The 11746-nt window shown below is 69.7% G+C and carries 7 protein-coding genes; 4 read left to right on the top strand and 3 right to left on the bottom strand.

Going from position 1 to position 11746, the window contains the following annotated elements; translation table 11 throughout:
- Positions 1 to 64 precede the first annotated feature (64 nt).
- From HDA39_RS10785 to HDA39_RS10775, 3 genes are all read right to left on the bottom strand, one after another.
- Positions 65 to 1294: an SWIM zinc finger family protein gene (locus HDA39_RS10785; RefSeq protein ID WP_184795083.1), complete on the bottom strand. Its 1230-nt coding sequence runs from the start codon at positions 1292 to 1294 to the stop codon at positions 65 to 67.
- A gap of 43 nt (positions 1295 to 1337) precedes the next feature.
- Positions 1338 to 4193, bottom strand: coding sequence for a DEAD/DEAH box helicase (locus HDA39_RS10780; protein ID WP_337925706.1), 2856 nt, complete (start codon positions 4191 to 4193; stop codon positions 1338 to 1340).
- Between the two features lie 114 nt (positions 4194 to 4307).
- Positions 4308 to 6200 (bottom strand): ABC transporter ATP-binding protein, encoded by a 1893-nt coding sequence (locus tag HDA39_RS10775; RefSeq protein ID WP_420488798.1) that lies wholly within the window; start codon positions 6198 to 6200, stop codon positions 4308 to 4310.
- Positions 6201 to 6380: 180 nt separating this feature from the next.
- Here HDA39_RS10775 and HDA39_RS10770 point away from each other — a divergent pair, with 180 nt between their 5' ends.
- The 4 genes from HDA39_RS10770 to HDA39_RS10755 all read left to right on the top strand — a co-directional run bounded on the left by HDA39_RS10770 (position 6381) and on the right by HDA39_RS10755 (position 11698).
- Positions 6381 to 7136: a TetR/AcrR family transcriptional regulator gene (locus HDA39_RS10770; protein WP_184795081.1), complete on the top strand. Its 756-nt coding sequence runs from the start codon at positions 6381 to 6383 to the stop codon at positions 7134 to 7136.
- A gap of 56 nt (positions 7137 to 7192) precedes the next feature.
- Entirely contained in the window at positions 7193 to 7795 is a 603-nt protein-coding gene (locus HDA39_RS10765; RefSeq protein WP_337925705.1) for a TetR/AcrR family transcriptional regulator, read from the top strand.
- A complete protein-coding gene (locus HDA39_RS10760) occupies positions 7795 to 9528 on the top strand; it encodes an ABC transporter ATP-binding protein (protein WP_184795080.1) in 1734 nt (577 codons plus the stop codon). Before HDA39_RS10765 ends, HDA39_RS10760 begins: the two co-directional genes overlap by 1 nt.
- A 76-nt stretch (positions 9529 to 9604) precedes the next feature.
- On the top strand, positions 9605 to 11698 hold the full coding sequence (locus HDA39_RS10755) for an ABC transporter ATP-binding protein (RefSeq protein WP_184795079.1): 2094 nt from the start codon (positions 9605 to 9607) through the stop codon (positions 11696 to 11698).
- Positions 11699 to 11746 lie beyond the last annotated feature (48 nt).

Here is an 11746-nt window from a genome sequence, read left to right as displayed (position 1 = left end):
CGCAGAACCGCAGCGTCGCGGTCATACGCCTCAACTCCTCTCCGTCTGGTCGTGGCTCGTCACGTTACTGCTGGTGCGCCCCTTCCGTCGCCTGATTTACCGCGAACGCCGCCGCCGGGTCCCGGTCGGCCGGTCCGGCCGGCTGCCAGTCGTCGCCGACCAGTTGGTACGGGTGCCAGCGGCCCGCGCGGTCGAGGCGCAGTTGAACCGTCTGGGCGCTCAGCCAGTTGCCCGAGATCTCCAGGTCGACAGGATCGTCCGCTGCCGCCTGCAACTCGGTCCGCGCTCGCACGAGCTCGCCGCCCTCAGGCGCCCAGGTGCCGGTGAGCACGTCGAGCCCAGGCGCCCCGCCGTACTCCCAAGCCTGTACGCCGACCGCAAGCCGCTCGGTGTCCGCCAGGCGTTCGCGCAGCTCCGGATACTCGGCGACCAAACGCACCGAGTCCTGCCACTCGTCCAGCACCCAGGGCTCGGAAGCTCCTGCCAGCAAGGCGTTCAGCAACCCGCGAGCCCGCCGGGCGGCGTCGAGGACGAGCAACGGCAGCAGCACCGAATCCAGAGGAGTTGTGGCGGTGATCGGCAGGTCCTCGATCAACACCTTGGCGGGCAGGTCTGGAGCGGGCGGCAGCGGACCTACCTCGACACCGAAAACCGTAGTGGCCTCCACACCGGGCACTTCGGCAACTACTGGCTGGGCCGGGGCGGCACCGGGCTGGGCCGGAGTAGCGCCTGTGGTTGCTCGGCCTTGCAGCTCGTCGAGGAGATCCTCACGCGAGCGACCCCGCAGGAGCAGCAGCACGAACGGATCGTCGTCCAGCAACCAAGCCACCTGGTACGACAGCCCGGCCGCATGCTGGCACGGCAACTCCCACGCGTCGCACGTGCACGACGGGTCGAGATCCCCGATCCCCGGCAGCAACTGCACGCCCGCGTCCTCGGCCGCGCTCACCAGATCGTGCGGCATGTCCCCGTCCAGCAACGCCGCGATATGACCGGCCCGCGACCCCACCTGATCGAGGAACCGGCTCCACTCGTCCTCGGACAGCTGCTCGACCATCACCGCCGACTCGTACCGGTCCTCGGGCGCCTCGACGAGTGCCGCGATCCGCCCGGGGCTGACGGTGATCGTCCCCACCTGCCCCGAGTTCGCGAAGCGGCGGCCCTTCTTCAGCTGGCCGTTGTCGAGCGACGTGTCCTCCATCGCCTGCACCCACGCCCGCGCCCACCACGAACGCCCGCGCGTACTGCGCCCGCGCTGCGCCGGGAACGGCGCGAACCCCTTCGCCGCGCTCATCGCACCCCACCCCGCTCGACGACGCCGGTCTGCAGTCTCGCGCTCATCGGGCACCACCTCGCAGCTCCACCAGATCGGCCAGCTCGGCATCGGACAGCTCGGTCAACGCCGCCTCACCCGCGGTCAGTACGGCGTCCGCCAGCGCCCGCTTGCTGGTCAGCATCGCCGCGATCCGGTCCTCGATGGTGCCCTCGGCAATCAACCGGTGCACTTGCACCGGCCGGGTCTGGCCGATCCGGTACGCCCGGTCCGTCGCCTGGTCCTCGACCGCCGGGTTCCACCACCGGTCGAAGTGCACGACGTGATCCGCGCGCGTCAGGTTCAGCCCTGTGCCCGCGGCCTTGAGCGACAGCAGGAAGACCGGCACCTCGCCGGCCTGGAAGCGCTCGACCATCTCCTCGCGCTTCCGCACCGGCGTACCGCCGTGCAGCAACTGGGTGCCGACACCACGGTCCGCAAGGTGCTGCTCCAGCAGCCGCGCCATCGCGACGTACTGCGTGAAGATCAGCACCGCGCCGTCCTCGGCGAGGATCGTGCCGAGCAGCTCGTCCAGCAGTTCGAGCTTGCCGGAGCGCCCGGCGAGCTTCGCGCCGGCGGGCTCCTTGAGGTACTGCACCGGGTGGTTGCAGATCTGCTTGAGCCCGGTCAGCAGCTTCACGATCAGCCCGCGGCGGGCCATCGCGTTGCTGGACCGGACCTCGTCCATCAGCTCGCGGACCGTTGCCTCGTACAACACGGCCTGCTCGCGGGTCAGCGACACGGCCTGGTCGGTCTCGGTCTTCGGCGGCAGCTCGGGCGCGATCCCGGGGTCGGACTTCTTCCGCCGCAGCAGGAACGGCCGGACCAGCGTCGCCAGGCGGTCCGCGATCTCCTGGTCCTTGTCCGCCTCGATCGGCGTCGCCCAGCGGCTGCGGAACGTGCCGAGCCGGCCGAGCAGGCCCGGCGTCGTCCAGTCGAGGATCGCCCAGAGCTCGGACAGATTGTTCTCGACCGGCGTACCGGTGAGGGCGACGCGGGCCATCGCGGGGACCGTCCGCAGCGCCTTCGCCGTCCCGGAGGAGGGGTTCTTCACGTGCTGCGCCTCGTCGGCGACGAGCAGTCCCCAGCGGTGCCCGCCGAGCTTCTTCGCGTCCCGGCGCAGCGTCCCGTACGTCGTGAGTACGAACCCGGTGTCGGCCTCGTCGAGCGACCGGCTGGTGCCGTGGAAGCGGCGGACCGGCGTACCGGGAGCGAACTTGTTGACCTCGCGCTCCCAGTTCCCCAGCAGGGAGGCCGGGCAGACGACGAGTGTCGGACCGGCGGTCTCGTCGGAGGTCTGGCGGTGCAGGTGCAGCGAGATCAGCGTGATCGTCTTGCCCAGACCCATGTCGTCGGCGAGGCAGCCGCCGAGACCGAGCGACGTCATCCGGGCCAGCCATTGCAGGCCGCGCAGTTGGTAGTCGCGCAGGGTCGCCTGGAGCGCCGCGGGAGCTTCGTGCGGTTCGTCGGAGCGGTCGGGGTCGGCGATCCGGGCGCGCAGGTCGTCCAGCCACTTGGTCGGGGTGACCTCGACGTGCTTGCCGTCGATCTCGGCGGTGCTGGTGAGTGCGGCGCTGAGCGCGTCGATCGGCGTGACCGGCTTGAGGATCCGCTCGCGGGCCTTGCGGGCCACCTCGGGATCGACCAGCATCCACTGGTCCCTCAGCCGGACCACCGGGCGGGTCGCCTCGGCCAGCCGGTCCATCTCCTCGGTGCTGAGCGGGTCGTTGCCGAGAGCAACCTGCCAGCTGAAGTCGAGGGTGCTGTCGCCGCCGAAGAAGCTGGGCAGGTCGGACGGGGGAGTGTCAGGTGTCGTCGTGATCGCGGCCCGCGCGGTGAGGGCACGGCCGAGGCTGCGCGGCCAGTGCAGGTCGATGCCGGCGGCCGCGAGCCGCTGAGCGCCGGTCGCGAGCAGCCCGGCGATCTCGCCGTCGGTCAGCTCCATCTGGTCCGGTACGGCGGCGTCGAGCAACTGCTGCAGGGGATCCCAGACCCGCGCGGCGCGGCGGATCGCCAGCGTCGCGTCGATCCTGGCCCGCGGACCGAACCCCGGGACGTCGCCCGCCCACACGTCGGCCGCGTCGCTGACCAGCGTCGGATCCTGCAGGCTGTGCAGCTGCACGGTGGCGCGGAACCCGAGCTCGTCACCCTCGATGAGGTCGATCCGCAAGGAGATCCGTACGCCGGTGTCCAGGCCCGCCGACACCTCGTCCGCCCACGACCGCAACCGCTCCGCCCGCTGCGGGGCCTTCGCGGTGAACAGATCGGTCCCGTGAGCCTTCGCCGCCGCGGCCGAGCGAGGCATCCCGTCAGCCACCGCGTCGAGGAAAGCCCGCACGAGGTCTTCGGCAACCGGCAAGCGCAAGCCGCCGCTCAGCCCGCCCGCGTCGCCGTTCAGCCTGGCCGCGTCGGCGTCGAGCCCGCGCGCGTCGGCGACGGCCGGTCCGGGCCGGGCTCCGGTGTGCGGAGGGAGCGGGACGCACCTGGCTTCCGGTGGCATCGCCTCGGCGAGTTGCAGGACTCGTTCCACGTCCGGCTGGTCGTACGGGCCGACCCGCCAGGCGTCGTGCCCGGCGGGGGAGACCCCGGGAAGCAACCGCCCGCGGGCGACCAGTTGGAGCGCGACGAGCGAGACCGCTCCCCAGAAACCGACCGACGGATGGGCATCGGGACTCTTGCGGGCTCTTCCCAGCACGGCGACTGCCTCGCCGACGGGTAGCTCGACGGCGCGGACTACGTGTGGTTGCAACTCGTCGGCGACCGGCGTGACGACCTGGAGGTCGACGTGCTCGCCGATGCCCAGGGGCAACGGCTCCGCGTCCGGGGACCAGAACGCGACGGTCCCCAGACGTGGTGGATCGGCCGGCCGGAACACCGCCACCAGACGAGCAATCTCCGCCGAAACGCCAACCGCTACTACCAACCCCGTACCTTCCTCGCTGCCAACCCCGGACCTTCTCGACCTTCAGCCTGGCCGAACCACCAGCTGTCTGTCCTACGACGCCCCGACCACCACCACCTCGTCCTCGGCCGGCGGCTGGTCGAACTGCGTCCGGTACAGCTCTTCGTAACGACCACCCTGGGCCAGCAGTTCCAGGTGGGTCCCGCGCTCGACCACGACCCCGGCCTCGATCACCAGGATCAGATCGGCCGCCCGGATCGTCGACAACCGGTGCGCGATCACCACGGCGGTCCGCCCGGTCAGCGCCTCGGCCAGCGCCGCCTGGACAGCGGCCTCCGACGTCGAGTCCAGCGCGGCGGTCGCCTCGTCGAGGATGACGACCCGCGGCTGCGCGAGCAGTAACCGGGCGATCGTCAGCCGCTGCCGCTCACCACCCGACAGCCGATATCCGCGCTCGCCGACCACGGTGTCCAGCTGGTCCGGCATCGAGTGGATCAGGTCCTTGAGTCGCGCCCGCGTCAACGCGTCCCACAGGTCTTCCTCGGACGCCTCGGGCCGCGCGAGCAGCAGGTTCTCCCGGATCGAGTCGTGGAACAGGTGCCCGTCCTGGGTCACCATCCCGAGCGTCTCGCGCAACGACTCGGCCGTCACGTCCCGTACGTCGACGCCCGCCAGCCGGACCGCGCCGGAGTCCACGTCGTACAGGCGGGGGATCAGCTGCGCGATCGTCGACTTGCCGGCTCCCGACGTACCGACCAGGGCGACCATCTGCCCCGGCTCGGCCCGGAAGGTGATCCCGTGCAGCACCTCGTCGCCGCCGCGGGTGTCGAGCTTGGCGACCTCCTCGAGCGAGGCCAGCGACACCTTGTCGGCCGACGGGTAGGCGAACCGTACGTCGTCGAACTCGACCGCGACCGGACCCTCCGGCACGCGCCCGGCGTCGGGCTTGTCCTGGATCAGCGGCTTCAGGTCGAGCACCTCGAAGACCCGCTCGAAGCTGACCAGCGCGGTCATCACCTCGAGCCGGGCACTCGCGAGCGCGGTCAGCGGCGCGTACAACCGGGTCAGCAGCAGCGCCATCGCCACCACCGTGCCCGCGTCGAGCTGGTCACGCAGCGCGTAGAAGCCGCCGAGCCCGTAGACCACGGCCAGCGCGAGCGCGGAGACCAGGGTCAGCGCGGTCACGAAGACCCACTGGACCATCGCGGTCCGGACGCCGATGTCCCGCACCCGGCTGGCCCGGTCGGCGAACTCCTTGGACTCCCGCACCGGCCGGCCGAACAGCTTCACCAGGGTCGCGCCGGGCGCCGAGAACCGCTCGGTCATCTGGGTGCTCATGGTGGCGTTGTAGTTGGCCGCCTCGCGCTCCAGCGAGGCGAGCTTGGCGCCCCTCCGCCGGGCCGGGATCACGAAGACCGGCAGCAGGATCAGCGCCAGCACGGTGATCTGCCACGACCGGCTGAGCATCACCACGAGCGTGAGGACGAGCATCACCAGGTTGCTCACGACGCCGGACAGGGTGTCGCTGAACGCGCGCTGCGCGCCGATCACGTCGTTGTTCAGCCGGGAGACCAGCGCACCGGTCCGGGTCCGGGTGAAGAACGCGATGGGCATCTTCTGGATGTGGTCGAAGACCGCCGTGCGCAGGTCCAGGATCAGGCCCTCACCGATCCGCGCCGACAGCCAGCGGGTGAACAGGCTGATTCCGGCCTCGGCGACGGCGATCAGCGCGATCAGTCCCGCCAGCCACATCACGGTGCTGACCGTCTTGCCGTCGACGATGGCCTCGACCACCTCGCCGGCCAGCACCGGCGTGGCGACCGCCAGCACGGCAGCCGCCGTGCTGAGGACGAGGAAGGCGATCAGCAACCGCCGGTGGGGCCGCGCGAAGACGAGGATCCGCTTCAGCGTCGCCTTGGAGAAGGGACGTTTCTCTTCCTGCGCGTTCATCGCGTGGTACAGCGAGTTCCACGCGGTCATTTCCATGCTCACGGCGGTGCTCCGGGGTCGCTCGGTCGGCCAGGGTGTGCCGATGGTCTCGTGGACCACCGACACTTTCCGATGACGCTAGAACCTCGACCATGCTTGAGGTCAAGACGGCGTCTTACTGGGTACGCTGTACGGGGTAGTCGATGGAGTGTAGTCCGGTCGGGGAGAATTGCGCACATGAATTCCGAGTACAGCGGTGCCGGCGATCCCGCGAAGAGCCTGGAGCTGCTCTGGGGACTGCAGTCCAGGCCGACCCGCGGGCCGAAACCCGCGCTCACGGTCGACCGGGTCTGCGCGGCCGCCGTACGGATCGCGGACGCGGAGGGCCTGGCCGCGCTGTCGATGCGGCGGGTGGCCGAGGAACTCGGCGTCGGCGCCATGACGCTGTACCGGTATGTGCCTGGCAAGGCCGAGCTGCTCGATGTGATGCTCGACAGTGTGTACGGCGAGTTCCCGCGCCGCCCGGTCGACGGCGACTGGCGGGCCAAGCTGGAAGAGGTCGCGCTGGAGAACCGCGAGCTCTACCTGCAGCACTCGTGGCTCCTGTACGTCGCGAGCAGCCGGCCGCCGCTCGGGCCGGGGCTGATGGCGAAGTACGAGTACGAGCTGGAAGCGGTCGAGGGGATCGGGCTGAGCGATGTGGAGATGGACGCCGCGGTCGCGCTGGTCAACGGGTATGTGCACGGCGCCGTGCGGAGTGCTGTGGACGCCAAGCAGGTGATCCAGTCGTCGGGTATCACTGACAAGGACTGGTGGCTGGCGCACGAGCCGCTGCTCGAGAAGATCGGCGACGCGCAGAAGTTCCCCCTCGCGAGCCGGGTCGGTACGGCGGTCGGCCAGGAGTTCGATGCGGCGTACGACTCCGAGCACGGGTTCGCCTTCGGGCTGGCCCGTGTGCTGGACGGGATCGAGGCGCTGCTCGACGGGCGCTGACGAACCGCCGGCTAATGCAGTTGTGAGTGAGTACTCACTCAGTTAGTCTCGGCCGGGTGAGTCCACGAGCGACCCCGATGCCGCCCGACGAGCGCCGTGCCGCGATCGTCGCCGCTGTGCTGCCCCTGCTGGAGGAGTACGGCACCGATGTCAGCACCCGGCAGATCGCCGAGGCGGCCGGTGTCGCCGAAGGCACGATCTTCCGCGCGTTCGGCAGCAAGGACGCGCTGATCGACGCCGTGATCGGCTCGGCCTTCGAGTCCGGGCCGCTGATCGCGGCGCTCGCGCAGATCGACCGGTCGCTGCCGCTGCGGGAACGGCTGATCGCCTCCGTCGAGGTGAGCCAGTCCCGGCTGCGCAGCGTCTTCCGGCTGCTGCTGACGATGCGGATGCACCGGCCGCCGGACTGGAAGAGCGACCCTGACGAAGAGTTGCGTCGCAAGGCCGAGGCGGAGCGGGCCAGTGCCGTGTTCGTCGACCTGATCCGGCCCGACGCCGAAGCGCTGCGGTTCTCGCCCGAGGACGTCGCGCACCGGATCCGGATGATCACCTTCTCCGCGACCCACCCAATGATTTCGGACGGTCGGCCGATGACCGCCGAGGAGATCGTCGACTTCGCACTCGACGGTGTCCGCCTTCACCACCTTGGGGATCTCTGATGCTACTTCGCCTGTTGCGCACGCACCTGCGTCCGTACGCCGGCAACCTGTCCCTGGTGGTCGTCCTGCAGTTCGTCGGGACGATCGCCTCCCTCTACCTGCCCAGCCTGAACGCCGACATCATCGACAACGGCGTGGCCACCGGAGACACCGGCTACATCGTCCGCACCGGTGGCTGGATGCTCGGGGTCAGCCTGGTGCAGATCGTCTGCACGATCGTCGCGGTGTACTTCGGCGCCAAGACCGCGGCGCTGTTCGGCCGCGACGTCCGGGCGGCCGTCTTCCACCAGGTCGGCAGCTTCTCCGCGCGCGAGGTGAACCAGTTCGGCGCGCCGACGCTGATCTCGCGCAGTACCAACGACGTCACCCAGGTCCAGATGCTCGTGGTGATGTCGACCACGATGCTGGTCGCCGCGCCGATCACCATGGTCGGTGGAATCGTTGCCGCGGTCCGCGAGGACGTCGGGCTGTCCTGGCTGGTCGCTGTCGCCGTACCGCTGCTGGCCGCCTCGATCGGCCTGATCGCCAGCCGGATGGTGCCGCAGTTCCGCAAGATGCAGGTCAACATCGACAGCGTGAACCGGGTGCTGCGCGAGCAGATCACCGGCATCCGCGTGGTCCGGGCCTTCGTCCGCGAGCCGCACGAGACCGAGCGGTTCGGCGAGGCCAACACGAACGTGACCGACACCGCGATCCGGGCCGGCCGCCTGATGGCACTGGTCTTCCCGGTCGTGATGCTGATCCTGAACGCGTCCAGCGTCGCCGTGCTCTGGTTCGGTGCCTCCCGGGTGGAGAGCGGGGCCATGCAGGTCGGCCAGCTGACCGCCTTCATCAGCTACCTGATCCAGATCCTGTTCTCGGTGATGATGGCGACCTTCGTGATGATCATGGTGCCGCGGGCCTCGGTCTGCGCCGACCGGATCACCGAGGTGCTGAACACCGACTCCTCGGTCCGCCCGCCGGTCACGCCGATCGGCACCTTCACCGGGCACGGCGAGCTGGTCTTCGAGAACGCCGGCTTCCAGTACCCAGGTGCGGCCGAGCCGGTCCTCCGGGACGTGACCTTCTCGGCGGCTCCCGGGCAGACGACCGCGATCATCGGTAGTACCGGCGCGGGCAAGACGACGCTGCTGTCGCTGGTGCCGCGGCTGTTCGACGCGACCGACGGCCGCGTGCTGGTCGACGGCGTCGACGTCCGGGAGATCGATCCGGAGCAGCTCTGGAAGCGGATCGGGCTCGTTCCGCAGCGGCCGTACCTGTTCTCCGGCACGGTCGCGAGCAACCTGCGTTACGGCAACCCGGAAGCGACCGACGAGGAGCTCTGGCACGCGCTGGAGATTGCCCAGGGCAAGGACTTCGTCGAGGCGATGCCGGAGCAGCTGAACGCACCGATCGCCCAGGGCGGGACCAACGTCTCGGGTGGTCAGCGGCAACGCCTGGCGATCGCGCGGGCACTGGTCCGCCAACCGGAGATCTACCTGTTCGACGACTCGTTCTCGGCGCTCGACCTGTCCACCGACGCCCGGTTGCGGGCGGCGCTGGCACCGGTCACCGCCGATGCGTGCGTGGTGATCGTCGCCCAGCGGGTGTCCACGATCATCGGCGCCGACCAGATCATCGTGCTCGAGGACGGCGCGATCGTCGGCAAGGGCACCCACGAGGAACTGCTGGACAGCTGTCCGACGTACCTCGAGATCGTCGAGTCCCAGCGGTCCGCGGAGGAGGCAGCATGAGCGAGCGAAGCGAGCGACCAACAAGCACAGCCGACATCTCGCTCATGCCGGATCCGAGCGCCAGCGAGGTGGAGGCATGAGCGACACGAAGACTGCGGCCGCCGACGAGCCCACCGAGGGTGGTGGCGCCGTGACGGTGAAGGCGACCGAGCGGCCGACGGCCAGTCGCGGGTTCGGGCCTCCGGGAGGCATCCCGGGGGACAAGTCGATGAACTTCGGGCCCTCGGCCAAGCGGCTGCTGCGCCGGCTGCGGCCGCACCGGATCCAGGTGGCCGGCGTGATCCTGCTCGCGATCGCGAGTGTCGGGCTGTCCGTGCTCGGGCCGAAGCTGCTCGGCCGGGCGACCGACATCATCTTCGCCGGCGCGATCGGCAAGCCGCTGCCGCAGAACCTGAGCAAGGAGCAGGTGATCGAGGGCCTGCGGGCCCAGGGCAACAACCGGTTCGCCGACCTGCTCGGCGGGATCGACCTGATCCCGGGCGTCGGCATCGATTTCGATGCCCTGCGCAACGTCCTGCTCCTGGTACTCGGTCTGTACGTCGGTGCCTTCTTCCTGTCCTGGATGCAGGGCTACATCCTGAACGGCGTGGTGCAGCGGACGGTCTTCGAGCTGCGCGGCGAGGTCGAGGACAAGCTCAACCGGCTGCCGCTCAGCTACTTCGACGGCGCGCCGCGCGGTGAGCTGCTCAGCCGGGTCACCAACGACATCGACAACGTGTCGACCAGCCTGCAGCAGACGCTGAGCCAGTTGCTCACCTCGCTGCTGACGGTGATCGGCGTGATCACGCTGATGTTCGTGGTCTCGCCGCTGCTGGCGCTGATCGCGCTGGTGACGATCCCGGTCTCGATGATCCTGACCGCGCTGATCGCGAAGCGCTCGCAGGCCCGGTTCGTCGCCCAGTGGCGGCACACCGGCGCACTGAACGCGCAGATCGAGGAGGCCTTCACCGGGCACGAGCTGGTCAAGGTGTTCGGCCGGCAGAAGGAGATCGAGGCGAGCTTCGCGGCCAAGAACGAGGAGCTGTACCAGGCCTCGTTCGGGGCGCAGTTCATCTCCGGCCTGATCATGCCGTCGATGATGTTCATCGGGAACGTGAACTACGTGGTGATCGCCGTGATCGGTGGCCTGCGGGTGGCGTCGGGCACGATGTCGCTGGGCGACGTCCAGGCCTTCATCCAGTACTCGCGGCAGTTCACCCAGCCGCTGACGCAGGTCGCCTCGATGGCGAACCTGCTGCAGTCCGGGGTCGCCTCGGCCGAGCGGGTCTTCGAGGTGCTCGACGCCGAGGAGCAGGTGCCGGAGGACGCGACGCCGGAGAAGGTGACCGACGCGCACGGGCGGGTCGAGTTCGAGCACGTGTCGTTCTCGTACAAGCCCGACGAGCCGCTGATCAGCGACCTGTCGCTGGTCGCCGAACCGGGGATGACGGTCGCGATCGTCGGCCCGACCGGGGCCGGCAAGACGACGCTGGTCAACCTGGTCATGCGGTTCTACGAGCTGAACGGCGGCCGGATCACGCTCGACGGCGTCGACATCACCGAGCTGACCCGGCACGACCTGCGGTCCCGGATCGGGATGGTCCTGCAGGACACCTGGCTGTTCGGCGGGACGATCCGCGACAACATCCTCTACGGCAACCTGAACGCCACCGAGGAGGACATGCTCGCGGCGGCCAAGGCGACGTACGTCGATCGCTTCGTGCACAGCCTGCCCGACGGCTACGACACGGTGATCGACGAGGAAGGCAGCAACGTCAGCGCCGGTGAGAAGCAGCTGCTCACCATCGCGCGGGCGTTCCTGGCCGACCCGCAGCTGCTGATCCTCGACGAGGCCACCAGCTCGGTCGACACCCGCACCGAGGTCCTGGTCCAGCGCGCGATGGCAGCCCTGCGGTCCGATCGCACCAGCTTCGTGATCGCCCACCGCCTGTCCACCATCCGCGACGCCAACCTCATCCTCGTGATGGAGAACGGCTCCATCGTCGAGCAGGGCACCCACACGGAGCTCCTGGCCGTCGACGGCGCCTACGCCCGGCTCTACAACGCCCAGTTCACCGCCGCGGTCGTCGACCACGACGGGGAACAACCGGCCCCGGCGCCGGTCCCCGGCGTACCGACCAGGGCAGATCTCCTGGCCGACGACGAGGACGAGTCAGCCCTCACGCCGTGACCGACCGCAGGCGCCGCCCACCCCGGGCGGCGCCTGCCGGCGTACCTG

It is taken from the genome of Kribbella italica (assembly GCF_014205135.1).
In the GTDB taxonomy this organism is placed as follows: domain Bacteria; phylum Actinomycetota; class Actinomycetes; order Propionibacteriales; family Kribbellaceae; genus Kribbella; species Kribbella italica.
Note: the sequence above shows the minus strand (reverse complement) of the source record. Positions and strands in the feature narration are given on the sequence as shown.

Bases quoted from the DNA above. Each gene is read 5' to 3' on its own strand.
- HDA39_RS10760 (WP_184795080.1), top strand. From the start codon at position 7,795: ATGCTACTTCGCCTGTTGCGCACGCACCTGCGTCCGTACGCCGGCAAC.
- HDA39_RS10770 (WP_184795081.1), top strand. From the start codon at position 6,381: ATGAATTCCGAGTACAGCGGTGCCGGCGATCCCGCGAAGAGCCTGGAG.
- HDA39_RS10785 (WP_184795083.1), bottom strand. From the start codon at position 1,294: ATGAGCGCGGCGAAGGGGTTCGCGCCGTTCCCGGCGCAGCGCGGGCGC.
- HDA39_RS10755 (WP_184795079.1), top strand. From the start codon at position 9,605: ATGAGCGACACGAAGACTGCGGCCGCCGACGAGCCCACCGAGGGTGGT.
- HDA39_RS10775 (WP_420488798.1), bottom strand. From the start codon at position 6,200: ATGGAAATGACCGCGTGGAACTCGCTGTACCACGCGATGAACGCGCAG.